Genomic DNA, 24,658 nt, shown 5'->3' on the forward strand with positions numbered 1-24,658 from the left:
GTAGCCATGTTTTTGCTGATTTTCTGCCCCGAAACAAGCTATAATGGTCTAAAGGTCAAATTTGAAAATTTTTGCCTCAAACCCTATCGGCGTAAGAACTTCAGGATTTTGTGTCCAGTGGTTCATTCGTATTGTATTGCTTGAACTCAGGCTCTGTAAGACTTTTAGCCATAGCTAGTATGTTTATACGGGGGAAGTCCAGTTTTAAATGGGACATATTCGTTGATAATAGAGAATAAATGAGAAAAATTTCCACCAGTTCTTAAACAAAATTAAACAAAATAAATTTGGTTCTTCGTTACTTGGTATGGTTCGATAGGGGGGCATAAATCGACTAAATCCTTATCTGGCAAGAGACTTAATTGATTAGTTCGCTCTAGAAAAAAACAATTAACAAAAATCGCTTAACACAAACCGAAGAGCCATAAATTTTAATATGGTACGAATATCCTTAAAGAAAGAAGTCCGAGTTACTAATAGCTCAAGAATCGTTTGATAGGTATGATTCACTAAATCCAAAACAGAGAGAGCCATTTGATACGACTACGTTTACCCTTCTGAGTATGAATTTTATCTACAATCACCCCTCGATCGAGCATTTTTTAAAACAACAATTAATTAATATTTTTCCAGAAAACAACCATAAATTAACTTTCTATCGTTGCCCAAAACCTGATAGTATCCTCTATCGTTCACCTCTGTTTTATTATTTTACACCTGCTCAATGTCAAGCTATATTTAACCATTTAATCGCCCTTTTTCCGCAAATTCAGCTTAGGGAAGGATGGCTAGAACTGTTATTAGATCAGCAATTTTTGTCCTTTTGGTTACTGAAACTAAACGATTTAATCGATAAATTTTTCTCCGATCAGCTTCCTTTCCATCCCGAAGGAGAATTTTTCTTTTTATTTCAATACACCCACGCTCGCTATTCTGGTTTGTTACAACTGCTCAATCGGGAAAAAGTTAGATTAATCGAGCCAGAACTATTATCATGGCATCATCCCGCCGAAATAGCCTTAATCCTGCAAATTTTAACCGTTTGTGATTGTTGGGAAAGCCAGAAACTTTATCCCTTAACTGCCAATTTTTGCGAAGCGATGCTCAATTTTGAGCGTAACTGTCGCATTATCGGAGAATCGGCCCCAATTCAGCGATCGAGATTAATCCTGATTAGCGTCAGTCAAAAACTACTTAACCGTCTTCTCCGTCAAAAATGGCAACTGCTGCCGATGACGAAGCTATAAAAATATTAACTTTTATGAATTTAGTGGACAAAACCATCAGCTTATGATAGATTTTAATTAGTGTGAGGAGCGAACCAGAATAGAGAGCCGAGACGAAACATGGACAGTCGCCGGCTCTCTTTCTGTTGTTCAGGAATTATCTTTTTCTTGGCGATATTTAATAAAAGTGGGCAAATCAACCCGAAAAGAGGAATATTTCGGGGAAGGAGAGATGATAGGTGCGGGCCAATCCCTGTCTTTCTTCTTTAAGGATTCTACTGGCTCAATTGTCTCTAATTCCGCTACAAACTCATTTATGGCAGCCACTTCATCGTTTTCTTGATTCTCTGTCTGAGACCAAGGCTCGATCGCGGCTGCCTTGGCGACAATGGTTAAATCCGGGGGAGAATTGCGATCGCTACCGCGCTGGAAATACTGAGCCAAGGCCGCTTTATACTGGAGGGTGTAGCGTTGTTGACGTTGAAGACGGGTGCGTAATTCCTGTAATTGCTGGTCATAGTTGCACAGTTTTTGGCTTTTTTCCTGATAACTTTCCTGAATTAAGGCACATTCTCGCTCTAAACGGGCTAATTGTTGGCGCGTGCGGGTCAATTCTGCGGTCAAATTGGCAATAATCAGCGGTTGCCGTTGTTCTGCTTGACGATACTGTTCGATTTCCCCTAAAGCTCGCTGTAATTGTTGCTTTTCGTATTGCAGTTCCTCGTTTTGCTGCTGGATTAGGGTATCGCAACTGTGCAAGCGACGATGTTGCTCGGCTAACCGCGATCGCAGTTCTGCGAGAGCTTGCTCCCGTCGCCAGATCTCCGCTTGTAATTCTTGATTTTGTTGACGTAAATGAGAGGATAGAGCCGGCCAATCTGTCTCATCTGTTGATTGACTCTCATGCTCGACAATTTCAGCAGTAATGACAGTATCCGCATGGGTGAGATGATCGAGGTACAGGTCGGAATTATCGTTCATAAAAGCCAAAGGATGAGGAAACCTAGAAGTTTAGAGACGTTAAAAGCCTTCTATCGTTCCAAAAAAAATGGGAACCGCATTGTTAGAGACTGCCGCGCGGTTCCACTGCCGATCCTTGAGAGGAGAACACTATAAATAACTATAAGCTTATTAGGAATTTTTGTCAATACTTAATGAGAACTTTTTTCAATAAGTTGGAGGGTAGAGGGGAATCGACTAATTCGTAGATAGCTGTAGTGCGGGTGTCTGGCCCTAGGGCCAGGGAAGAATTAGCCACAGCAAAATTGATACCAGCATCGGTCGAGCAGGTTAGCGGCTCGATGTGCTTCAATAATCCTATAGTTTTTATTTTCCTTGTCGTATCATGCCACGTCCCCCGAAGAAAACCCCTAGCACCCCTGAACCCCCCGAAGAGCCAATTAAATCCACTCCTCCCCTACAACCTCTACAAATTATTAAAAAGGGTTCTAGGGCTGCAGTACCCCCCAAACCTCCAGAAACCCCTCCAGAAATAATTGAGGAAAAACCAGCCGAGGAAACGGTAAAATCAGTCAGTAGCGAGATAAAATCTCCTCTCCGTCCCCGTTTCGATTCGGCTCCTCTATTCCGAAAACCGATTCCCAAAGCAGAAATTCCCGTCATCGAAAAAGCGACGGGAGCTAATGGCGAAGTATTTAATCTGACCGATTCTGTCCTGATTACTGAACCTTTCGGTACTCGTATTCCTGCTATTATCGATAGTTTTTATGCCGATGATCAAGGCGAAATCTGGGCGCGACTCAAACCAGTGGAAGTTAATCCCGATTGTCGCTGGGAACAGGCCTGCATTCGCTCTCAGGGTTTGGTAAAAGCTGAGTAAGACAGTTATCAGTTATCAGTTATCAGTTATCAGTTATCAGTTATCAGTTATCAGTTATCAGTTATCAGTTATCAGTTATCAGTTATCAGTTATCAGTTATCAGTTATCAGTTATCAGTTAAGTGTGCAGTATTAACAAGTAATTTAGATAATGTCTCTTGCATAATTAATTTTTGATGGTTCGTTCAAAAACGTCAAAAATAAGGATTAGATTGTCTAAAATCTGTAAATAGACCATTTAATTGATTATTATTCATTCTTAATTCTCCTGACTACTGACTTCTAATCCTAACAACAATTTTTGATTTTTACAAGAGGTCTGATGATTTGGTATTCTCAAAAGGTTTACTGGCTATGGTATGATTAAGGGTAGTTTGTTAGACTATGATATTTTCCATGATCATCTGTTTTTATCTGATATCATGCTGAGAAAAAATTCACGCTCTAAATTTGGGTTGAAATTATGATAACTACATTCATCGAACGAGAAGCAGAACCAATTTTAATTAGTGACTTAACCTGGAGAGAATTTAAAGCTGTTGAACAGCTAATCGATCGCCCAGGGTTAAGGTTATCTTTTTTAGATGGAGTTTTGGAGATTAGAAAAATGCCAGGGAAAAAACACGAAACCATCAAAGAACGTATTGGTGCTTTACTAGAAATTTATTTAGAATTTTTGGGATTAGATTTTACTCCTACTGGTTCTGTCACCCTAGAAAATGAATTTGAAAAGGTTAAAAGAGAAGGTGATGAATCCTATGAATTGGGAGCAAATAGAAAACATCCTGATTTAGTGATTGAGGTGGTTGTTAGTAGTGGAGGAATTAATAAACTGGAAGCATACAAACGCTTACAAATCCCTGAAGTTTGGTTTTGGATGAACGACGAGTTATTGTTTTATAGTTTAGGAAATGAGGGACATGAGGCTGTTAGTAAATCGAAACTTTTACCGAGTTTAGATGTAGGTTTATTGATGCGTTGTATTAATACAGAAAATCATGCTCAAGCACTGCGGGAATTTAGAGCAGGGATAAAAAATATTGAATCAACATAACCATATAATACTAAATCCGTTGAGTATAGGCTACATATCAGGAGAGGCAATAGGCAATGAGCAAAAGGAGCAATATATAATCAGTCTTTAATAACCAGATTTAGGATTAAACAACAGATATCAAGATAAATTAAATAATCTTCACTCATTTTTAGTCGATAGGGAAACTGGGTATAGCAGCACTGACTGACTGCATTAATTTGATGGTTTCGCCAAAGCGACGACTATCATAAGAATAGTGCAGTATTTCCTCTCAAGTGGACTCACAGGCAGCACAGCGCAATCCTTGCAGTTGAAAGGTCAGTTGTTCCATCGGTTTTTTCTCAACGAGGATTCTTCTGGGATAACGAGTTCCACAACATTCCCCCTTTTGGTAAGGTAACTGCCCACCCTACTACTGTATTATATGCTAAATTTTAAGATAAATTTAGTAGGTAAAGGGTTTATTTAAATCGTATTGACAATGCCAGAAATCGGACCTGAATCAGAACAATCCTCCCTGTCTCAACCGGACGCAAGGATTACGGAACGTCGAGCAGCAAGACAAAGAAGAATTGAAACTATCCTCAAATTGGCCGGGTTGCCTAGTGGAGGAGTGGGAATTGCCGTGACTATCAATTTTCTTCGCAATGGGCAATGGATAGAAGCTAGTGTATCAGGATTGGTCAGTATCGCTGTTATTTTTCTGGCGATTGGAGGAAAATTTGCCAAAGATGTTATTAACCTAGTTTTCGATAAAGTAGAAACAAGATTGGAACAAAAAACGGATACTCTGGCTGATTTAATTGTTAATTGGCTGGAAAATTTCGCAATTCAATTTTGGTGGCAATTAACCGCAAAGTTTCAAGTAAAGTATTATAAAACTTTAGTTTATCTCTATCGTACTTATCAAACTCAAGGCTTAAAAACACCTGGTAACTTTATTCTCGATCTTGAAAATGTCTATATCCAGTTACGATTTTTACCTCAGAGTCTAGACAAGGTATCTTCGGCTATTATTTCTCAACAAGAAACCACAAGCAATTTAAAAAATATTTGGGATTTTTTAGCACAAATTACCACACAATCTGCTTATAAACGCATTGCTATTTTAGGCGCACCAGGTTCAGGAAAAACCACTTTATTAAAGCATATCGCCCTAACATACGCTCAAAATAAGCAAAGCCGTCAGCATCGCAAAGCGCCTAAATTAATTCCGGTATTACTGATACTTCACACTCTTAGTAAAGAGATTATCCATCAAGAATCATCTAGTTTGGCACAAATTATTACTGAACAATTAAAAAGCCCAACATTACCCCTCAAGCTCAATCCGCAGCTTCAATGGTTTGAAGAGCAATTAAAAGAGGGTAAATGCTTGATTATGTTTGATGGATTAGATGAAATCGCCAAAGAAAGTGACCGCCAGCAGGTTAGTCAATGGATAGACAAGCAAATGCAGGTTTATCCTGAAACTACTTTTATTATCACTTCGCGCCGTCATGGTTATCAAGCTGAATGGTTACAACAAATTAGAACTTTTCTCGAAGTTCAGTCTTTTAACCTAAAACAAGTTGAAAGGTTTTTTCAGAATTGGTATTTACAAAATGAAATATTGCGCCAAGTGCGAAAGGAAGATGCAGGTTTACGCGCAGAAGCACAAAGAAAAGCTAATGATTTAATGCAGAGAATCAAAAAATCTGCTCCTTTAGCAGCAATGGCACTCAATCCTTTATTATTAACTATGATTGCTACAGTTCATGATAATCGAGGAGCGTTGCCAGGAAATCGAGTAGAATTGTATGCAGAAATTTGTGAGGTCTTATTGACAAGGCGAATAGAAGCTAAAGGAATGACTGATTCGATTACACTAAATTTAACTCAGAAAAAAGCAGTATTACAGGTATTAGCTTTAGAGTTAATGAAAAGGGGAATCCGTGAGTTTTCCTTAGCTCAAGGTCAAGAAATTATCAAAAGTTCTTTAGCAGCAGTAGCTAAGACGGAAGTTAAACCCGAAGACTTTTTTGAGAATATTGAAAAAATTTCGGGTTTATTGACCAAAAAAGATGACAGTTTTTATATTTTTGCTCACCTCAGTTTTCAGGAATATTTAGCCTCAGTTCAAATCCAAGAATTAAATCAAGAAGATTTATTGATTCAAAACATAAATCATAATTGGTGGGCGGAAACAATTCGTTTATATGCGGCAAAAAATGATATTAGTAATCTAATTCTTGCGGCAATAAATAATCCTAATATTACCTCAATTAGTCTAGCGATGGATTGCTTAGAAGAAGGCAAAAGTTGTTCGCCAGAAGTGAGACAAAGGTTTAATCAATTATGGATAAAAGGATGGGAAAACCGATGACAGAGACAGTCAATTTTGAGTTACTCGCTCATGTTCAACTCTCCAGAAGATTGAGTAAGCTGATTCCTCTTGATGATAGTATCGCCATTGATATTAGCTATATTACCTGTGCAGAGTATCAGCTATTTATTGATGAAAGGAAAAAACTCGGTAAAAATCATCAGCCTCTTGATTGGAAAACCAATGCAGTTGTATCTGAAGATATTTTAAAGCCGATTACTGGTGTGAAAGCCAGTGACGCTGAAGCGTTTTGTGAATGGTTAACCCAACATCCACAGCATTTTAAACCAGAATTTAAGTATAGAATTCCTACTCTACAAGAAGCTGAGGAATTTTTACCAATGGAAACAGAGGAGGAAAATTTAGTCGGTTACTGGTGTCAGGAAAACTTGACATCAAGAATGGTTTATTTAGAGCCAGAAAAGTGGCTAAAGATTAAAGAAAAAATCTTGTTTTTTTCAAAAGAGAAACTTGGTAAAGTAATGGATGGCATGATTGGTCAATTTATATATCAATTTTCGCTATATAAATTGTTGCCATTTTGGACTAAGCCTGGGCTTGGGCTTGGTCTTCACCTTGGGCTTATGCTTGTGCTTGGGCTTGTGACTGGGCTTATGCTTGGGCTTGGTCTTCACCTTGGGCGGCCTGTGCTTGTGCTTGTGCTTGGGCTTGTGTTTGTGGTTGGGTTTATCGTTTGGGTTGTGCTTGAAACTCAATCACTGGTTGAGTTTGTGCTTGGGCTTGTGTTTGTGGTTGGGCTTGTGCTTGGGCTTGTGCTTGTGCTTGTGCCTGTGCTTGTGCCTGTGCTTGTGCTTGTGCTTGTGCCTGTGCTTGGGTTTCTCTTGTTTTATGTCGCTGATTATATTAGTTATTGTAGGATTAGACTCAATTTAAATCTCGACCCTACCGATGGTATATCTTTGATTGTTGAAGATTATCTAAGTTCTCTTAATATTCAAACGCTTTATCCCTATATTGACAATTTATCCTCATGGCAGCAACTTGTAAATAAGATCGGTATTGCTTGGTATCTATTCCCAGATATTTACGGAGCAGCATCTAAAAATGAAGAATTATTAGATCAGGTTAACTTAACAGTTGCAGAATGCCGAGAATTAAATTCTCAATATTCCAGCAAAAGGGAACAAGTTTTTAACCGTTTTATCGCCTCCGTATTATTAGAAGAAAGACGAGCAGGTAATATTCCTGCTTGGCAAGGAATTAGAATTGTAAGAGAAAGGATTTAATAGCGATATTAATCCTTTAAAAGACAGTATTTTTGAGAAAATGCTCTCATTTCATCAACTCAATAACCAATCTAGATGATCCTGTAAACATTGCTTGAGGTCGTAGCGTTGCTTGATAGTTTCCCTAGCATTTAAACGCAGATTTTGCCAACCCTGGGGATAATCTAACACTTCATCCACGCGATCGGCTATTTGTTGAGGAGAAAAGAAATCCACTAATAAACCATTTTCCCCATCGGTAATTAATTCTCGCACGGGGGGAGTATCGGAACCAATCACGACGCAACCCATGGCCATGGCCTCTAACATTGACCAAGACAGCACAAAAGGACGGGTAAGATAGATATGGGCCGCTGATGCCTGTAAAACCTGTTTATATTGACCGTAGGGCAGAGAACCGGTAAAATGCACCCGGGATAAATCCAAAGAAAGGCTTTCTAACATCAATTGTTTATAGGTTTTGCCGTCCGGTAGAGTTTTCCCATAAGCGACCCGATCCTCACCGACAATCACCACATGACAGTTAGGCCGACGGGCTAAAATTAGGGAAACAGCCGTCATAAATTGGGGAAAACCGCGATAGGGTTCCATTCCCCGGGTTGCATAGGTGACAATCTCCTTAACACCGGATAAATCTAAACCTATCTCTGGAATCACTAACTGCACATCGGGACGGGGACAAAAATAGTCCGTATCGATGCCATCGTGTAAAACTGTCAGTTTCGAGTGAAATTCGCTGGGAAATTGTTGTTTTTGCCAGATAGTCGGCGATAAACCTCGATCGCAACTGACCAGATCGATCAGGATTGGCGCATTTTTAATTCTAATCCGGGCCTCGGCATCAGCATTGAGGGGATCCTCTGGATCAAAATCAGCATCGGAACCATGGGCATGATAAAACCATTCAAAATAGGCTAAAAACTTAGTTTTCGGGAAAATATCCTTGATAAATAGACCCGGCCCCCAGCCAGAATGTGCATAGACAATATCGGGATAAAATCCTTGATTTTTCAGTTGTTGGCAAACAGCATAAACCGCTTGACCTTGTAAAACCGCACTTTCAAGGGGACGGACATAATGATGGGTTTGGGGAGAAACAGCGCGACTTTCCTTGTAAATAAATTTTTTTACCCCCGCTATCTCTCCCTCTTGCCGGGTAGTGCCGAAAATCACTTGATTTCCAGGTTTTTGAGCTAAAACCGTGATTAAATGGCGAAATTGGGCGGGAAAATTGGAATGAAGGAATAAAAATTTCATCGCAGATAAAGGTTTAGAAAAAGCGATCGCTAATCGTACATTGTCCCTGAAAACGGAGCAGATGATCGCATAATACCAAAGCCATCATCGCTTCCACCATCGGGACGGCCCGGGGTAAAACACAAGGATCGTGTCTTCCTTTGGCTGCTAGGGTGGTTTCTTCCCCGGTGCGCGTCACGGTTTTTTGTTCTTTACCGATAGTCGCGGTGGGTTTAAAAGCGGTGCGGATAATAATATTTTCACCGTTACTGATTCCTCCTTGGATGCCTCCCGAACGATTGCTCGTGGTGCGAATTTCCCCGTTATCATCGATAAAATACTCGTCATTGTGTTCGCTGCCGGTTAAGAAGGTTCCCGCGAATCCCGATCCGATTTCAAATCCCTTACTCGCGGGTAAGGACATCATCCCCTTAGCTAAATCGGCTTCTAGCTTATCAAAAACGGGTTCTCCTAGACCTTTCGGCACATTTCTGGCTACACATTCCACCACACCGCCGATCGAGTCTTTATTCAGGCGAATTTGGTCGATCAGGGCGATCATTTGGGCGGCCGTTTCCCCGTTGGGACAACGCACTATATTACTTTCCACCTCGTCGAGGGTGACGGTGTTGGGGTCGATGATTGCCTCAATATCTTTAATTCGCTTCACATAACCGATAATCTCGACATTATAGACAGATTTAAGGATTTTTTTAGCGATCGCTCCTGCGGCCACCCGGCCGATGGTTTCCCGGGCCGAGGATCTGCCTCCTCCTTTCCAGTTGCGAATGCCGTATTTTGCTTCGTAGGTAGCATCCCCATGGGAAGGTCGGAATTTCTCGGCCATTTCGTTGTAATCTTGCGAACGAGCATCCTGATTCCGCACTAAAATAGCGATCGGTGTACCGAGGGTTTTGCCTTCAAAAACGCCCGAAATTATCTCACAAAGGTCATTTTCCCGACGCGGGGTCACGATTCTGCTTTGTCCCGGTTTGCGACGGTCTAAATCGATTTGAATCTCCTCTTCGGAAATTTCTAAGCGCGGAGGACAACCATCGATAACCACTCCTACCCCACCCCCGTGAGATTCTCCAAAAGTGGAAACCCGAAATAGTCGTCCGAAAGTGTTACCCATAATCTCAATATCTATTAAGCCTCAAGGTTTTATTGTACCTGAGCGGTTATCAGTTATCAGTGATCAGTTATCAGATGTGAGTTTTTAGTGGACAGTCTTAAGTAGAAAATTGCCGTTTTCTTGTCACTGATGCCATTTTTCAAAAGTAATCGCAGAGATGGTTAATTTCCCTTACCCCCACAACCAAAGGGAGAGGGGAGTAAAATGCCGGCTCTCTTATTCTTTGTGTGATAAGTTTAAGTTATATAAGACCGATCAATCTTTGTGTCCTTTGTGTCTTTGTGGTTCGTTCCATTTGCTCGCCAGCAGGAATGTATTTTAGAATACATTTTACCCACCAAACCCAAGAGAGTAAAATGCCTGCTACGAATAAAGGAAAATAGTATCCAGACAGAATTAATTAGAGTTTGCTGAATAAATCTAAAAACCTTGTTGGCTAAGACTTTTAGACTTTTTTCCCCTCAAAAAGTGCCAGCCATTGCGGGGATCGGGGGGAAAATTCCTGGACTTTTTCCCTGAAAATTAGGTAACTGACTACCTCAAAATCGGTAAAACCCCACACCCCACACCCCACACCCTGCTCCCAGGAAAAGCTTTTTGCCGCAAACCCTACTTAGGGTTTTTTTCGGGGAATTCCTCGCAAGGTTAAAACATCATCGAGGGTGGAACAATAGTTTTTTAAACCAAAATCAGCAGGAGTATAGGTTTTAATGTGGGTGAAGTGGCGATAATTCATCGCAAAACGGTCCCATGCTTCCATCTGCAAGTTAAAAACTTTGATAAAAAAGTTAGCAATGGTTAAAGATAAAGGAATCCGAAAATAGATTTTTTTGTTTAAATAAGCGCAGATTTCCTCCACTGCTTGGTTAGCTGTTGTGCGTTGATTGCCTAGAACAATTTTGCTTTCTGGTGCGGTATTTTCGATTAAATAATTCACCACTTGAGCTATATCTTTGGCATGGATAAAATGAAAACTGCCATCAGCTTGAAACCAACGCACTAAACCGATATATTTCAACACATCCGGTAAACCCCCATAGATATGAGAATAGGGTTTATTTTCGTCACCACCTAAGACAAAAGTGGGGTACAAAGTGATAATTTTATCGGCGATTTCTAGGTCAGTAAATTTACTATAACAAATATATTTAGTGCGGATATAATTAGTTCCTATCTCCCCAGCTTCGGGCAAAGGTTGATTATTTTGATTGAGAATGCTGGCGGTAGAAAAGTAGAGGACTTTCTCGCAGATTTGAGCATCTAAATAACTAATTAATTCTAGGGTTTTTACCACATTAATCTGATAACTTTCCTCCTCTCCTCCCCAACTGGTAGCGATTAAAACCGCTATATTCATTGTTTTTAAAAGCTCCGCATATACCCCAATATTTTCCATATCTCCTAAAAGTATATGAACATTTGATCGCCCTTGGTAAGCAAATTTTAACTTCTCTGGATTACGCACTAAAAAATATAATTCATAGTCGGGATTTTCCAGTAAAATCTCAGCGATATAATGCCCAATACAGCCACTCACACCCGTTAGAAATATTTTTTTCATTATTTTAATTGATCTGGCAGAATTTAGGGGACAGTTTGAAAGTAAAAAGTCAAAAAGGGTGTTGTGTTTTGGGGTTTTAGGGTTTTAGGGTATTAGTTGAATCCCCCCATTTCCCCATTTCCCCATTTCCCCACCCCCTGTTCCCTGAGTAACTTTATTGATAACTAAATCCTTTAGCAGTTTCAAAGAAGAAACGCACGTTATCTTCAGGAGTTCCCACCAAAACACCATGACCTAAATTAAGAATATGACCTTGATTACCCGCTTTACGAATAGTATCAATAATCCGCTCGCGAATAAAGGACTGGGAACCGAATAAAACCCCCGGATCGATATTACCTTGAACCATCATCGCTTTACCTAAACGCTGTCTCGCTTCCGCCATATCGACAGTCCAATCGACGCTAATAATATCAACCCCCGATTTAGCCATTCTTTCCAAAACGCCGGCGCTGCCACTAATGTAGAGAATTAAGGGTGTATCGGGATGGGTTTCTTTCACCAAACGAACTACTTTTTGTTGATAGGGTAAGGCAAAAACATCGTAATCTTGGGGAGTTAATTGACCCGCCCAAGAGTCGAACATTTGTACCACTTGCGCCCCACAATCAATTTGATAACGGACATAGGTGGCGATCATATCCGCTAATTTATCTAAAAATTGGTGCAGTACCGAGGGTTCCGAAAAAGCCATCCCTTTAATCACAGAATAACTTTTAGAACCTTTCCCTTCCACTGCATAGGCTGCTAAAGTCCAAGGCGCTCCGACAAAACCGAGGACAGTGGATTTATTTCCCACCTCTTGACGCAGGGTTTTTAAAATCGTTTTGATAAAAGGTAAAGACTGATCGGGATCGAGGGGATTAAGTTGGTCCACCTGCGCTTGAGTACGAATGGGAGAATCGATAATCGGCCCCTTACTTTCGATAATATCAAAGGGAATACCGATTCCCGCCAAGGGAGTGAGGATATCGGAGAACATGATCACCCCATCCGGTTGAAAAGCACGCCAAGGTTGCAGGGAGATTTCGATCGCTAAATCGGCATTTTCCGATCTTTCCCGAAAACTGGGGTATTTATCCCGCAATTCTCGATAAATCTGCATATAACGTCCTGCTTGTCTCATCATCCACACGGGAGGACGGGGTAAGATTTCTCCTTTGGCAGCGCGTAATAAATAAGGTATTTCAGGGGAGTCAGTCATATCACGGTGATTATTCTATTGCCTTTTCTACGGTATCATCCCCCGTACAGCTAATTTTTCTGGTTTTTCCTTAAGAATTGTTAACGAAAATTATCCCCCCACCCTGGGATGAACTCGACGCAATCGTAAAGCATTTGTCACCACGGAAAGGGAACTTAAAGCCATGGCAGCACCGGCAATAATCGGATTGAGCAGAAAAGGATAGAGGATTCCGGCAGCGATGGGAATGGCAATTAGGTTATAAATAAAAGCAAAAAAGAGATTTTCTTTGATATTTGCCATTGTTGCCCGACTTAACTCAATAGCGGTCACAATTCCCTGTAAATCTCCCGAAATTAAGGTTATATCACTAGCAGCGATCGCTACATCGGTTCCCGTGCCAATGGCAATACCTAAGTCCGCTTGCGCCAATGCGATCGCATCATTGATGCCATCTCCAACCATGGCGACTATTTTCCCTTTTTTCTGCAAATATTCGATTTTTTCGGCTTTTTCTTGGGGACGGAGTGCGGCAAAAAAGCGCCGGATACCCAACTCGCTGGCGATCGCTTCTGCGGTTTCGAGGTTGTCCCCCGTCATCATCATCACCTCTAAGCCGATTTTTTTGAGCTTGGCGACCACTGAGGAAGAAAAAGGTTTTAAAACGTCGGAAATGGCAATCAACCCCTCTAAATGCCCGTTAACCGCTATCCAAGCCACGGTTTTTTTCTGCCATTCCCAATCGTGGGCGACTTTTTTAAGAACTTTTGTTTCGATCCCTTGACTTTCTAACCATTGTTGTGTACCGATTTGCACTAAATCCGACCCGACTTTTCCCTGCACTCCTGACCCAGTTATTGAGTCAAATTCGGTTACTTCTAGGGTTTTAATGGCGTTTAACCGCCCATATTTAACTATTGCTTCTCCTAACGGGTGTTCAGAATGATTCTCCACCGATACGACTAACTGCAGCAGCGATAATTCCCGTCCATCCCCCACCCCCTCGCGAGTCAAGAAGTCCGTCACCGTTGGTTTACCCTGGGTGAGAGTTCCGGTTTTATCTAGAACAATAGTAGTAATGCCCTGGGCTAATTCTAAACTTTCGGCATTTTTAATTAAAATTCCCTGTTTTGCTCCCTGTCCTGTTCCCACCATAATCGAGGTGGGTGTAGCTAATCCTAGCGCACAGGGACAGGCGATAATTAAGACTTCCACCATTGTAATCAAAGCGAGGGTGAGATTACCCGTGCGGAGAATCCAAAATAAGAAAGTTATTACCGCAATAATCATCACCACCGGCACAAAATAAGCGGTCACTCGATCGACTAATCTTTGTATAGGTGCTTTTGATGCTTGCGCGGTTTGCACTAATCGGACAATCTGAGCTAAAACCGTATCTTTTCCCACCCGTAACGCTTGCATTTGTAGGCTACCGGTTTTATTAATTGTCGCACCGATTACCTGTTGATTGACGGTTTTTCGCACGGGTAAACTTTCCCCCGTCACCATCGATTCATCAATGCTAGAACTGCCTTGGATAATTATGCCATCGACGGGAATTTTTTCCCCCGGACGCACTAAAATTATATCTCCTACCTTCACCTCTTCTATTGGTATATCTAGCGTCTGTTCTTCCCTAATTACCCTAGCAGTTTTTGCCTGTAATCCCATTAATTGTTTAATAGCGGCGGCCGTTTCTTTTCTGGCCCGTTTTTCGAGAAAACGACCGAGTAAAATCAGAGTAATGACGATAGCTGATGCTTCGTAATAGACATGGGAATTAAATCCCTGTTTTTCGATAAAATCGCTCTCGAAGGTTAAAAACAGAGAATAAAAATAGGCGGCACTGGTTCCCAAAACTACTAAAGTGTCCATGGTAGCAGTGCGATTTTTAAAAGCTTTCCACGCATTTTTATAAAAACTTTGACCACACCAAAATTGGACGGGAGTAGCGAGAGTTAATTGTAGTAAAGGATCGTGTAACCAATGGGGGATAAAAGATAGAGATAAACCCGTCATCATCGGTAAAGAACCGATAAAAAGTATAATACTAATAACAATAGCGATCGATAGTTTAGTGAGAAGTTCTTTTTCTGGCCTGGATTCGAGATTAATTTCCGTTATCGGTGTCGCTTGGAAACCGGCATCCCTAACTTTTGCTTGAATAGTGTTAAGATCGGTACGCTTGGGATCATAGTCCACATCCACCTGTTCCACGCCAAAATTAACTTGACATCGAATCACTCCGGGGATAGATTTAATGATCCGTTCGATCGAATCAGCACAACCAGCGCAACTCATCCCGGCGAGTTTGAGAGTTTGATGGGTCATAATGTTAATAGCAGCGGAAGTCAGCAAGAAAATCCCCTGCAGCAGAGTTATATCTTTAGCATAAAATATTCCCCTAGCTGCAGGGTCAAGAATCCTCTGTTAATTTTTCTGAATAGATATGAAGAAATGTCAAAAATAGTGCCTGTATTTTCCTGACACACCCTTAGTTTTTGTGGACAAATTTCAGTTAACCCCACTCTGTTGCGTATCTTGACCCTGCACAGCATCGGCAGCGGAAACACCATCACCCTGAAAACCAAAATACCATAAAGTAGCGGCAGCTTCAGCGCGAGTTACTGGTCTTTTTGGCTGAAATAGGGTAGTAAAACCAAAAACTCGCCGAATATTAGCTTGTTCAGCATTTTGAAAATCGGCATAAAGAGCGCGCACCAGCTGCGGGTTAATTTTATTAGTATCCTGAAAACCCCAAGTATTTTTAATCGTATCAAGATTGGCGCTCGGTAAAGCTTTTCTGACATCTAATGGCACTTTCCAAGCGATTAAATCTTCCCGGGTTAAAGGAGCATTGGGACGGAATAAAATGGCGCTACTATCTCCCGTTAAAGGAGAGGGAATTAACCCCGCTTCCGCTAATCCTTGAATATAAATATAATCGGGATCGTTATTTTTAACATCACTAAAAGTCGGGGAACTATTGGGGGTAGCTACACGGATTTGTTTACCCGCTACATTAGCATAAATGGCATTATTAGCCTGTAACAACCAGCGAGCAAATTCTCGGCGCGTTATTGTATCATTAGGGTTAAACTGATTGTTATTACCTGTTAATACTCCTAATCTAGCTAAGTCTTGAATGTGGCTCTTTAAGGGATTAGGTAAGGATTCGAGATCGTTAAAACTGGTGGGATTAAGATTTGGTAACGGGGAGGGAATAAGGGAGGGACTAGGGGAGGGACTAGGGGAGGGACTAGGGGTTCCTATTGGACGATAATCGAGGCTATATTCGGTATTGGGAGAAGTGGCAGTTATGGTGATAGTTAACTCTAAATTATCTCGACGGGCCGTTAGGGTACTATTAACTCCTTCCCCAGAAAAGGGAGTGATAATTTCCCAATTATTATTAACTAATTCCTGTTGATAAAAAGCCTCGATCGCATTGCTGGGATCGTTGGATTGCCAACGGGTTTGTCCACCAGTATTATCAGGATTTGTCTGCACGGATAATAATTCTGATTGACTATATCGAGGAATTTCTGCGGGAAAATTTGCGGGTAATTGCCTGTTATTAGGAGAGTTTTCTGGTATGGGATTTGTTTGTAGATTAGGATCGGCAGCCAGACGATTTTCTAGGTCGGGATTGCCACTACAGGCTGCTAAAATGCCCAGCAGAGTGATGATTGTACTGTAGGGAATAAACTTACTCACGGTCTTTACCAATATTGTTTCCTTAGCTTTATCCTAGCTTATTTACTCAGGTTTTTGACTAGGAAAAATTCTGCGCCACCATTGACGTAATTTCCCCAGCAGAAATCTTCCTAACCCTTTTGTATATTTTTCAAATTTATAGTAAAATAAAATGTCGATTATATCCTGGGTGGAAAGATATTTGAGATAGGCTACTCCTTGATCAATACGCGCATCACTATATTCTAAATAAACTTTGCGACTGAGGCGATCGGATAAATTCCATTTGGGTTGAAAATATTCCTGCATCCGCTGTTGATAAGCGGCAAAATTACTCGATTTTCCCTGTAAATATTCTTCCATGTATTGACAAGCAATTTCGGCTCCTTTCATAGCATGGCGAATACCTTCCCCTCCTAAAAAGTTAACCGTAGAAACTGCATCACCAATCGCTATAATATTCGGTTCTTGATAATAAATATCTTGCAGATTGAGCGAATATTCTAAAATAGAACCATGGCTGTCAATTATATCATATTTATAGAGATTAATGTAGGTTTGAATAATTTGTGTAATATAACTTTTTAAAGGCTTAACTTCAGGAATATAAGGATGTTCTCCCTCTAACCAAGCGGCTCCTATTTTTAATTGCCGATTATCCATAGGAAAAATCCAGCCATAACCTTTAGGACTCCATTTATGACCGAGAAAAAATACTAAATTATCTTGATACTTTTGATAATCTTCTTCTGGCACAGCAATTAAATATTCAATACCGACTGCTTTTAAAAAATCAGGTTTTTCTCGTCTATGTTTATACATAACTGCCCTAGCGTATCCCGTGGCATCAACCAATAAACGAGTAGTAACTGTCTCGATTTCCTCACCTTTTGATTTCAAGAAAACAGTTAGCTTATCCTCCATCTGTTGATATTTCAGATAACGACAACCTAAACGAACTTCTCCCCCCCAACGCAGCACTTCTGCGGCTAAAAACTCTCGCAATTTGGCAAAATCAAAAACTACCCCTAAAGGTTGCGGTGATGACCAAAAATGATGTATGCTAGTGGAGATAATTTCGATATTTTTCCAAAACCTAGCCACTACGGTTTCGGGGAGATTGAATTGTTCTAAAATTTCTAGGGGAGAAGCGGCACTAGAAAAGTTATTATCTTGCCAACTAGAATGTTGTTCCACTAAAAGAACACGATAACCTTTTTCACTTAATAATCTACCACAGTGACCTCCCGCCGGTCCTCCCCCAATAATTACTACATCGTAATCCATGATTTACTCCCTCGTCTAATCTTGCTAAGTTGCTTCTATTTTATCCTAAATTGCCCTCTGTTAAACCCCAAACCGGTTAAGCTGTTGTCCATCTAAATTTGATAAGTAGCTGATTATAATTAAATTAAAAATGGATTTTAGGTTCGATCCCTCCTGCCCCCCTTGATAAGGGGGGTGCCGATAGGCGGGGGGATCCCCCTTAATAAGGGGGGTGCCGATAGGCGGGGGGATCCCCCCTGCCCCCCTTGATAAGGGGGGTGGCTGACAACTTTTAACACCTACCTACTTACTCTTTTTGACCTGTTCCCTATTCCCTCATCAAAAGGCTGACTAGCTTATGACATTTTTCTTATTATTAGTTACTTTCCTATCGCTAATAATTTGGTTATATTTAATCTTAGCCAGGGGACAATTTTGGCTATCTAACCAAAAAATTAATCCCGTCACTTCTCCCTTAACAAATTATCCAAAAGTCTCGGCAATTATCCCCGCACGAAACGAAGCCGACGTTTTACCTATCAGTTTAACTTCCCTCTTTAACCAAGATTATCAAGGCGAATTTTCGATTATTTTAATTGACGATCAAAGCAGTGATGACACGGGGAAAGTTGCCCAAAAAATTGCCGATAAATCTCATAAATCTGAACAGATAACTATTATTTCTGGACAACCTTTAGAGATAGGATGGACGGGTAAATTATGGGCAATGAAACAGGGAATAACAGAGGCTACCGAGAAATTTGCACCCGATTATTTTCTGTTCACCGATGCTGATATTGCCCACCCACCGGATAATTTAACCCAATTAGTTACTAAAGCAGTACAAGAAAAACAAGCTTTAGTTTCCCTGATGGTGTTGCTACGCTGTGACAGTTTTTGGGAAAAATTTCTCATTCCTGCCTTTGTTTTTTTCTTCGAGAAACTCTATCCTTTTCCCCTAGTTAATAACCCTAATTCCCCGATAGCTGCCGCCGCTGGGGGTTGCATTTTAATTCGCCGAGATATTCTAGAAAAAATTGGCAGTATTGATATTCTTAAACAAGCTTTAATTGATGATTGTTCTTTAGCGATTGCGGTTAAAAAATATCTGCAAAATCACTCCGAAAATACCGAGAAATCTATCTGGTTAGGATTAACAGAAACCACCTATAGTCTCCGTCCCTATCCCGATTTAGCCAGCATTTGGAATATGGTAGCCCGCACCGCCTTCACACAACTAAATTACTCAACACTTTGGTTAATCGGGACAATTTTCGGGATGTTTTTAACCTATTTAGCCGCTCCCTTGGGCTTAATCTGGGGACTGGTATTAAAACAAACATCAATTATCATAATTAGCACCATCACCTTATTACTAATCGCCCTTTCCTATAGCCCAACTTTAAGACTATATAAATTATCCCCCCTGCGGGCTTTAACTTTACCCCTAATTGCCCTCTTTTATAGTTTAATGACCGTTGATTCTGCCCTGCGTTATTGGCGCGGCCAAGGGGGAGGTTGGAAAGGGCGAGTTTATCCTAATTAGGGTTTGCTGAATAATAGTAAAACCCTTTTAAAATAAGGCTTTTGACCTGTTAAAATTGGAACCTTCAAAAACCAGGCATTATCCTTTTACAGTACAATAGACCTCTTGCATAATTTTTTTATGGTATAATATAAGGTTTTGCTTTTTTCTCAATTCTTAGATTGAAGTGGAAAAAAAGAACTCTTGCAAATTAATTATATGTTATAATGAAGTTAAATTAATGATAGGTGTGGTGCGTTACGACGGATTGTTAGATTTAAGTTTAAGCAGAGATTATCGCCGTCTAACGCACCCTACATTTTACTGATCATGCAATAGGTGTGGTGCGTTACGACGGATTGTTAGATTTAAGTTTAAGCAGAGATTGTCGCCGTCTAACGCACCCTACATTTTACTTGCAAATTAATTATATGTCATAAAACATTTTACCGTTTGGGGATGGGGGGGTGAGTGGGATTATCTGTAGCGCGATCATGGATTTTAAACTATAATCAAAAATATTGATTTATCCCATGAGGTAACAATGTTATCCATTAATCTAGATCGAGAAACCGAGAACTATCTAGCAGACATCATTTCCGAAGAGAATATTAGCTCAGAAGAACTTCTGAAAAAACTCATTTACGAACATTGGCAAAGCTTAAAACCGCGTAAAACTTTATCACAACGCCGGGGAGGTCATCCTCAGCATCTTTTAGAAAATGCTCCACCTGATTTGTCATTGCGAGAAAACCGCAAAAAAGTAGTTGCAGAATATATACAAAACCATCATCAGCAACATCATTTATGACAAATTATCCCCCAAAAATTATTACAGAATCAATCAACCAATTCTCTAACTTCAAAGCAGGCACACGCTCAAATTCACGAGTATTTGCGGTAACAAGAGTCAGATCAAGCGCTAGAGAATGAGCAGCAATCAGTAAATCATTTGGACCGATTGGGGTTCCTGCTTGCTCCAAATGTTTACGAATTACGGCATAGTGCTTATCTACAGTTGATTCTAATGGCAAAACTGTCAAGAACTCCAGGATGCGTTCTAGTTGCTGCACCAGACGGGAGGAACCACTTTTAACCACTCCAAATCTTAATTCACACGCCACAATGATGCTCGTACAAACGCTTTCTTCGCCGACATCCACAATATGCTGGAAAACCTGACCTTGGGGATACCTGATCAAATGTGATAGGATGTTAGTATCAAGCAGATATTGATAGGTCATTGGGTGGTACTAAAATGTAATGTCATCAAGGGGAAGCAACCCTTCATCTATATCAGGAAAATTGTCTGTAATGTCTGGCAAAGTAGTCAGCAAAGAAATTAGAGAACCGGAAGAAATCGGCTCAATGATTAAGCGATGACCTTCTTTGCGTAACAAAACCTCTGTACTTGATAGGGCCAGTTCAGGAGGAATAGTTAATACTTGCTCTTGTCCACTTGTTAGTAAAGAAACCTGACGTAAATTTTGCATCTGTTGACCCCTTTGTTAATGATCGCCTTACTATTTTAACTTATTTATCTAGTTATCTCGTTCCCAGGTAGAACCTGGGAACGCTTGATTCAGGTTCTACCTGATAACTGTTTACTGATAACTGTTCACTGAAATTCCAGTTCTTCTTAAATACTACTTTAAGGCAGAGCCTTAGATATTATGTTTCAAGGCAGAGCCTTGAAACAAGGGAACCTCACCAACAAACTTTTTGCCGCAAACCCTAAATAAATTTTCCCAATTCATCAAGCAAATCCATTAATTCCCCCAGTAAAACCGGCTCACCTGTCCTATTCTCGAACACCCACACAGGCTGATTATTTGCTCCCTTGTGACTAATTTGAGCTATTTTAAGCTGAAACTTATCTCCCTGGGACTCTTTTTGACGCTGTTCTCTAACTCCCTTTAAGCTTGCTTTCGATAAATCAGGAGTTACTGATCCTTCTAGTTGAGACTTGCTTTCCTGTTCTCCTCCTAACTGACGTTCAATCTCCAACTCCCTTGCTAAAATCTTTTTCAACGCCTCATTTCTCAACTCAGAAGGCATTTGGCCATTCTCCAGTTTTAAGCGTAACTCTCCCCCCCGCAAACCAAACTTAACCCGTCCAAAAGAAAAATCAAGCCACTGCTGATTAAAATTAAGCCGCACCGATAGGGAAAACGCCTTTGGTTCAGACTTTTTGAAAAGGGAAACAACACCCTTAGACTCAGACGTAACCAGTTCTCCCGAAATCTCCAAGTGCAGACATTCGGGACACTTATTATCATGTTCTGTCACCGCAATTGCCCTTGATTGCTTTGCCATCATCCTAGGCCTTTCAAACCCTTAATTATAATAATTGTACTGTATGTGGGGTTTGCGGCAAAAAGTTTGTTGTTTTGCTAATAAAGTCCCAAAACCATTTTTTAGCAAAGCTGCTACCGATATTCAGCCAGTCCTAATTAGTTAGAGCAAGCCTCAAGAATTCCTAGCCAATTAACTAAGGGGTTATCTTGATGCTTGCTGCTATCAGCTTAATTTTCTTCGTCCGCTTCTAGGGTTGGTTGTGGTAAACGAGCGATAAAATCTTTCATTTGGGGATGATTAAACATTTTCTCCGTGTCTTGCAGAAGACTTTTACCCCAGAGATTTTCCCCCAAAAATTCTAGACTGACATAACGACTATCGCTAGTGAGAGCGGCCTGAGCTAATTTGATGCCCTCCTCAGTTTTTCCTTGACTATAAATAGCCACCGCAATAGCTAACTGAGGTTCCGGCTGTTTAGGATCAATTTTCAAAGCGGTGCGCCAATCTTTAAGAGCGGCTTCCTTATCACCCTGTTCGTATTTAACTAAACCAATATTATTAATAGCCGGCCAAAAATTTTTATCTTGACTAACAGCTTTTTCGTAAGCTGCGATCGCATCAGGATATTGTGCTAACTTGAGATAGGAATTACCGAGATCAAAAAGAGCGGGGGAGACATCGGGTTTCATTTGCAAACCCGCTTCAATCTGGGCAATAGCAGACTGGTAATCTTGATTCTGAAAATAAGCACTACCGAGGGAAAATTTAATATTAGCGTGGGCATCGGCGGGAGCAAGGGACAAAGATTGATTTAATGCCTCGATACCGGGTTGCACCTGATCGTCTTGCAGATATAAACTACCGAGAATAAACCAAGTTTGATAGAGATGGGGGGCTAACTGCACCGCTAACCTAGCTCGGGAAAGGGCGGCATCGGTACGGCGAAAACGAGCTAATTGGATGGCATCCTCAGCCATTTCAATTCCCGCTTGTTCCATCTGTTCTAACCCCGGTTCGATGGCGTAGGGGAGTAGAGCTTGGGAAAAAGCTGGCGGGCTGCCAGCGACGAAAAAAATGAGTAAAGAAACGATTAATTGAAGTTTTGGCACAGTTTACCCCCGCGATAGGCCTTTTTTAATCAGTCTATCTCGCTTGGGGGTTGTTGGCTAAAGAAACAACAAAGGCAACTCTAGAGACGTTAGTATATAACCAATTAACTTTTGGCTGATCGATGGCAATAACCGTGTTGGGAAAATCAAATCGCCCCCTATTTTGGATATTCGGACTCATGGCTAGTGGTTTTCTGGCGGTGGGAGTGGTTTCTTATCGCTTACTGCAAACTCCTCCCCCTGCCCTAGAATTGGCGAAAATGACCGTTCCTGCTCAACGAGAAACCCTCGCTGTGGAAATTAAAGCTAGTGGTAGGGTGGAACCAATCCAAAGTGTCAACATTAGCCCGAAAAACCCCGGCCGATTAGTGCGATTGTTGGTGGATCAGGGCATGGTCGTTAAAAGGGGACAAACCCTCGCCGTCATGGATAATTTAGAGGTGTATGCCCAAGGGATGCAGTCAGAAGCGCGTCTGCGGGAAGCTCTAGCCAGTCTGGAACAGGCTAAACGCAGTATTCCCGAAGATATCCGCCAATTACAAGCCCGATTTTATCAGGCCCAGGCCAGTTATAAGCAATTAGAAGCCCGTTTAGCTCAGGCCAAAGAAAGAATTCCCAAAGATTTAGACCAGCTGCAAGCTCAGGTACAAGCGGCCCAATCCCGGTTTCGACTAGCAGAAAATCGGGTTAAACGCAATGAAAATTTAGTCCAGGAAGGGGCGATCGCTCAAGACCAATTTGATGCCGTCCTCAATGAATATCTCAATGCTAAAGCCAATTTAGACGAATCGATCCGCCGTTTGGAACAAGCGGATAAAACCGCTTCCCCAGAAGTAGCGGGAATTGAGCAGGAAATGATCCGAGCGGCAGCAGCGATCGCTGAAGCGAAATTTGCCCTCGAACAACGCCAAAAAACCCAAGAAACGGAGCTTGCTCGACTAGAATCATCTGTAGCGGCTGCTAGGGCCAATTTAGAGCAAATTAAGATTCAATACCGCGATACGGTCATTACTGCTCCCTTTGATGGCATCGTCACCCAAAAATACGCCACCGAGGGTTCTTTTGTCACTCCCACCACTTCGGCCTCTAGTACCGCTTCGGCCACTTCCACCTCGATTATCGCCCTAGCATCGGGATTGGAAGTGATTGCGAAAGTGCCGGAAGTAGATGTGGGTTTATTACAGCGCGGCCAACCCGTGCGAATTGTCGCCGATGCTTTTCCTGAAGAAGTCTTTGAAGGTCGAGTTATTCTCGTGGCTCCTGAAGCAATTATCGAGGATAATGTTACTTCTTTTGAAGTGAGAATCGGTTTGGTGACGGGACGGGACAAACTCAAATCGAAAATGAATGTGGATGTAACTTTTGTCGGCCAGCAGTTAGATAATGCTCTGGTCGTGCCGACCGTCGCCATTGTCACCCGGGAAGGCAAGTCAGGGGTTTTAGTTCCCGATGCCGAAAATAAACCCAGTTTTAAACCCGTTTCGATCGGTTTGGTCTTAGACGATAAAACCCAAATTTTATCAGGGTTGGAAGCCGGAGAAAAGGTCTTTATCGATCTCCCCCAAGGAGCCGAAGATACCTCGAAAACTAATAAAAAATCTCAATAATTTTCTTTAACAAGTATTCCTAAATTGTCTTTTTTATGCTAGGTCAGGATTCGGGAAATGGGGGAATGGGGAAATGGGGGAATGGGGAAATGGGGAAATGGGGAAATGGGGAAATGGGGGAATGGGGAAATGGGGAAATGGGGAAATGGGGAAATGGGGAAATGGGGAAATGGGGAAATTCAACTAATACCCCAAAACCCTACAACTATCTAACTGATAACTGATAACTGATAACTGATAACTGATAACTGATAACTGATAACTGATAACTGATAACTGATAACTGATAACTGATAACTGATAACTGATAACTGATAACTGATAACTGA

Annotated in this window: 22 protein-coding genes; 9 read left to right on the forward strand and 13 right to left on the reverse strand. The window is 41.2% G+C overall.

Annotated features, from left to right (window positions below; genetic code table 11):
* Nucleotides 1-563: 563 nt before the first annotated feature.
* Nucleotides 564-1,247 carry a DALR anticodon-binding domain-containing protein gene (locus EWV66_RS21725; RefSeq protein WP_052277845.1) on the forward strand — a complete coding sequence of 228 codons (684 nt, stop codon included), beginning with the start codon at nucleotides 564-566 and terminating at the stop codon, nucleotides 1,245-1,247.
* Between the two features lie 129 nt (nucleotides 1,248-1,376).
* Here the strand turns inward: EWV66_RS21725 and EWV66_RS21730 are convergent, their stop codons facing one another.
* On the reverse strand, nucleotides 1,377-2,207 hold the full coding sequence (locus EWV66_RS21730; protein ID WP_052277844.1) for a hypothetical protein: 831 nt from the start codon (nucleotides 2,205-2,207) through the stop codon (nucleotides 1,377-1,379).
* Between the two features lie 364 nt (nucleotides 2,208-2,571).
* Between EWV66_RS21730 and EWV66_RS21735 the strand changes: the two genes are divergently transcribed.
* The 4 genes from EWV66_RS21735 (at nucleotide 2,572) to EWV66_RS21750 (ending at nucleotide 7,713) form a co-directional block, all read left to right on the forward strand.
* On the forward strand, nucleotides 2,572-3,066 hold the full coding sequence (locus EWV66_RS21735) for a hypothetical protein (RefSeq protein ID WP_052277843.1): 495 nt from the start codon (nucleotides 2,572-2,574) through the stop codon (nucleotides 3,064-3,066).
* Nucleotides 3,067-3,528: 462 nt separating this feature from the next.
* Complete coding sequence (locus tag EWV66_RS21740) at nucleotides 3,529-4,119, forward strand: Uma2 family endonuclease (RefSeq protein ID WP_287107866.1); 591 nt, start codon at nucleotides 3,529-3,531, stop codon at nucleotides 4,117-4,119.
* Nucleotides 4,120-4,582: 463 nt separating this feature from the next.
* On the forward strand, nucleotides 4,583-6,466 hold the full coding sequence (locus tag EWV66_RS21745) for an NACHT domain-containing protein (protein WP_287107865.1): 1,884 nt from the start codon (nucleotides 4,583-4,585) through the stop codon (nucleotides 6,464-6,466).
* A complete protein-coding gene (locus EWV66_RS21750) occupies nucleotides 6,463-7,713 on the forward strand; it encodes an SUMF1/EgtB/PvdO family nonheme iron enzyme (RefSeq protein WP_287107864.1) in 1,251 nt (416 codons plus the stop codon). Before EWV66_RS21745 ends, EWV66_RS21750 begins: the two co-directional genes overlap by 4 nt.
* 54 nt (nucleotides 7,714-7,767) lie before the next feature.
* Here EWV66_RS21750 and EWV66_RS21755 read toward each other — a convergent pair whose 3' ends face one another.
* The 7 genes from EWV66_RS21755 to EWV66_RS21785 all read right to left on the reverse strand — a co-directional run bounded on the left by EWV66_RS21755 (nucleotide 7,768) and on the right by EWV66_RS21785 (nucleotide 17,811).
* Nucleotides 7,768-8,970: a glycosyltransferase family 4 protein gene (locus tag EWV66_RS21755; RefSeq protein WP_287107863.1), complete on the reverse strand. Its 1,203-nt coding sequence runs from the start codon at nucleotides 8,968-8,970 to the stop codon at nucleotides 7,768-7,770.
* Between the two features lie 13 nt (nucleotides 8,971-8,983).
* The gene (gene aroC / locus EWV66_RS21760) at nucleotides 8,984-10,084 is read right to left on the reverse strand and encodes a chorismate synthase (protein ID WP_287107862.1); all 1,101 of its coding nucleotides are present in this window, start codon (nucleotides 10,082-10,084) and stop codon (nucleotides 8,984-8,986) included.
* Nucleotides 10,085-10,697: 613 nt separating this feature from the next.
* Nucleotides 10,698-11,645, reverse strand: coding sequence for an NAD-dependent epimerase/dehydratase family protein (locus EWV66_RS21765; protein WP_052277837.1), 948 nt, complete (start codon nucleotides 11,643-11,645; stop codon nucleotides 10,698-10,700).
* A 154-nt stretch (nucleotides 11,646-11,799) separates the two neighbouring features.
* A complete protein-coding gene (hemE, locus tag EWV66_RS21770) occupies nucleotides 11,800-12,849 on the reverse strand; it encodes a uroporphyrinogen decarboxylase (RefSeq protein ID WP_052277836.1) in 1,050 nt (349 codons plus the stop codon).
* Between the two features lie 90 nt (nucleotides 12,850-12,939).
* Entirely contained in the window at nucleotides 12,940-15,159 is a 2,220-nt protein-coding gene (locus tag EWV66_RS21775) for a heavy metal translocating P-type ATPase (RefSeq protein ID WP_287107861.1), read from the reverse strand.
* 183 nt (nucleotides 15,160-15,342) lie between these two features.
* Nucleotides 15,343-16,557, reverse strand: a complete 1,215-nt coding sequence (locus EWV66_RS21780; protein ID WP_072925592.1) for an S-layer homology domain-containing protein — start codon at nucleotides 16,555-16,557, stop codon at nucleotides 15,343-15,345.
* A gap of 30 nt (nucleotides 16,558-16,587) precedes the next feature.
* Entirely contained in the window at nucleotides 16,588-17,811 is a 1,224-nt protein-coding gene (locus EWV66_RS21785) for an NAD(P)/FAD-dependent oxidoreductase (RefSeq protein WP_072925588.1), read from the reverse strand.
* 337 nt (nucleotides 17,812-18,148) lie between these two features.
* Between EWV66_RS21785 and EWV66_RS21790 the strand changes: the two genes are divergently transcribed.
* The gene (locus tag EWV66_RS21790) at nucleotides 18,149-19,336 is read left to right on the forward strand and encodes a glycosyltransferase (RefSeq protein ID WP_287107860.1); all 1,188 of its coding nucleotides are present in this window, start codon (nucleotides 18,149-18,151) and stop codon (nucleotides 19,334-19,336) included.
* A 523-nt stretch (nucleotides 19,337-19,859) separates the two neighbouring features.
* Entirely contained in the window at nucleotides 19,860-20,126 is a 267-nt protein-coding gene (locus tag EWV66_RS21795; protein ID WP_002784632.1) for a hypothetical protein, read from the forward strand.
* Nucleotides 20,127-20,130: 4 nt separating this feature from the next.
* Here the strand turns inward: EWV66_RS21795 and EWV66_RS21800 are convergent, their stop codons facing one another.
* From EWV66_RS21800 to EWV66_RS21820, 5 genes are all read right to left on the reverse strand, one after another.
* Nucleotides 20,131-20,559 (reverse strand): type II toxin-antitoxin system VapC family toxin, encoded by a 429-nt coding sequence (locus EWV66_RS21800; RefSeq protein ID WP_052277832.1) that lies wholly within the window; start codon nucleotides 20,557-20,559, stop codon nucleotides 20,131-20,133.
* A 9-nt stretch (nucleotides 20,560-20,568) separates the two neighbouring features.
* Nucleotides 20,569-20,808 (reverse strand): antitoxin, encoded by a 240-nt coding sequence (locus EWV66_RS21805; RefSeq protein ID WP_002793069.1) that lies wholly within the window; start codon nucleotides 20,806-20,808, stop codon nucleotides 20,569-20,571.
* Between the two features lie 241 nt (nucleotides 20,809-21,049).
* Nucleotides 21,050-21,634 carry a hypothetical protein gene (locus EWV66_RS21810; RefSeq protein ID WP_272079325.1) on the reverse strand — a complete coding sequence of 195 codons (585 nt, stop codon included), beginning with the start codon at nucleotides 21,632-21,634 and terminating at the stop codon, nucleotides 21,050-21,052.
* A gap of 206 nt (nucleotides 21,635-21,840) precedes the next feature.
* Entirely contained in the window at nucleotides 21,841-22,722 is an 882-nt protein-coding gene (locus EWV66_RS21815; RefSeq protein ID WP_002788605.1) for a tetratricopeptide repeat protein, read from the reverse strand.
* A gap of 34 nt (nucleotides 22,723-22,756) precedes the next feature.
* The gene (locus tag EWV66_RS21820; protein ID WP_167341562.1) at nucleotides 22,757-22,903 is read right to left on the reverse strand and encodes a hypothetical protein; all 147 of its coding nucleotides are present in this window, start codon (nucleotides 22,901-22,903) and stop codon (nucleotides 22,757-22,759) included.
* Here EWV66_RS21820 and EWV66_RS21825 point away from each other — a divergent pair.
* Both EWV66_RS21825 and EWV66_RS21830 read left to right on the forward strand, forming a co-directional pair.
* On the forward strand, nucleotides 22,845-24,329 hold the full coding sequence (locus EWV66_RS21825; RefSeq protein WP_287107859.1) for an efflux RND transporter periplasmic adaptor subunit: 1,485 nt from the start codon (nucleotides 22,845-22,847) through the stop codon (nucleotides 24,327-24,329). The genes EWV66_RS21820 and EWV66_RS21825 overlap by 59 nt on opposite strands.
* A gap of 35 nt (nucleotides 24,330-24,364) precedes the next feature.
* Nucleotides 24,365-24,553: a hypothetical protein gene (locus EWV66_RS21830; RefSeq protein ID WP_287107858.1), complete on the forward strand. Its 189-nt coding sequence runs from the start codon at nucleotides 24,365-24,367 to the stop codon at nucleotides 24,551-24,553.
* Nucleotides 24,554-24,658 lie beyond the last annotated feature (105 nt).

Origin of the sequence: Microcystis sp. M_OC_Ca_00000000_C217Col (assembly GCF_007095585.1) — a bacterium.
GTDB lineage: Bacteria > Cyanobacteriota > Cyanobacteriia > Cyanobacteriales > Microcystaceae > Microcystis > Microcystis panniformis.

What these genes read in the sequence shown, in the direction of transcription:
- EWV66_RS21755 (WP_287107863.1), bottom strand. Translation starts at nt 8,970, where the DNA reads ATGAAATTTTTATTCCTTCATTCCAATTTTCCCGCCCAATTTCGCCAT.
- EWV66_RS21725 (WP_052277845.1), top strand. Translation starts at nt 564, where the DNA reads ATGAATTTTATCTACAATCACCCCTCGATCGAGCATTTTTTAAAACAA.
- EWV66_RS21800 (WP_052277832.1), bottom strand. Translation starts at nt 20,559, where the DNA reads ATGACCTATCAATATCTGCTTGATACTAACATCCTATCACATTTGATC.
- EWV66_RS21740 (WP_287107866.1), top strand. Translation starts at nt 3,529, where the DNA reads ATGATAACTACATTCATCGAACGAGAAGCAGAACCAATTTTAATTAGT.
- EWV66_RS21820 (WP_167341562.1), bottom strand. Translation starts at nt 22,903, where the DNA reads ATGAGTCCGAATATCCAAAATAGGGGGCGATTTGATTTTCCCAACACG.
- EWV66_RS21795 (WP_002784632.1), top strand. Translation starts at nt 19,860, where the DNA reads ATGTTATCCATTAATCTAGATCGAGAAACCGAGAACTATCTAGCAGAC.
- EWV66_RS21790 (WP_287107860.1), top strand. Translation starts at nt 18,149, where the DNA reads ATGACATTTTTCTTATTATTAGTTACTTTCCTATCGCTAATAATTTGG.
- EWV66_RS21825 (WP_287107859.1), top strand. Translation starts at nt 22,845, where the DNA reads ATGGCAATAACCGTGTTGGGAAAATCAAATCGCCCCCTATTTTGGATA.
- EWV66_RS21810 (WP_272079325.1), bottom strand. Translation starts at nt 21,634, where the DNA reads ATGATGGCAAAGCAATCAAGGGCAATTGCGGTGACAGAACATGATAAT.
- EWV66_RS21830 (WP_287107858.1), top strand. Translation starts at nt 24,365, where the DNA reads ATGCTAGGTCAGGATTCGGGAAATGGGGGAATGGGGAAATGGGGGAAT.
- EWV66_RS21730 (WP_052277844.1), bottom strand. Translation starts at nt 2,207, where the DNA reads ATGAACGATAATTCCGACCTGTACCTCGATCATCTCACCCATGCGGAT.
- EWV66_RS21735 (WP_052277843.1), top strand. Translation starts at nt 2,572, where the DNA reads ATGCCACGTCCCCCGAAGAAAACCCCTAGCACCCCTGAACCCCCCGAA.
- aroC (WP_287107862.1), bottom strand. Translation starts at nt 10,084, where the DNA reads ATGGGTAACACTTTCGGACGACTATTTCGGGTTTCCACTTTTGGAGAA.
- EWV66_RS21805 (WP_002793069.1), bottom strand. Translation starts at nt 20,808, where the DNA reads ATGCAAAATTTACGTCAGGTTTCTTTACTAACAAGTGGACAAGAGCAA.
- EWV66_RS21765 (WP_052277837.1), bottom strand. Translation starts at nt 11,645, where the DNA reads ATGAAAAAAATATTTCTAACGGGTGTGAGTGGCTGTATTGGGCATTAT.
- EWV66_RS21785 (WP_072925588.1), bottom strand. Translation starts at nt 17,811, where the DNA reads ATGGATTACGATGTAGTAATTATTGGGGGAGGACCGGCGGGAGGTCAC.
- EWV66_RS21750 (WP_287107864.1), top strand. Translation starts at nt 6,463, where the DNA reads ATGACAGAGACAGTCAATTTTGAGTTACTCGCTCATGTTCAACTCTCC.
- EWV66_RS21745 (WP_287107865.1), top strand. Translation starts at nt 4,583, where the DNA reads ATGCCAGAAATCGGACCTGAATCAGAACAATCCTCCCTGTCTCAACCG.
- hemE (WP_052277836.1), bottom strand. Translation starts at nt 12,849, where the DNA reads ATGACTGACTCCCCTGAAATACCTTATTTATTACGCGCTGCCAAAGGA.
- EWV66_RS21775 (WP_287107861.1), bottom strand. Translation starts at nt 15,159, where the DNA reads ATGACCCATCAAACTCTCAAACTCGCCGGGATGAGTTGCGCTGGTTGT.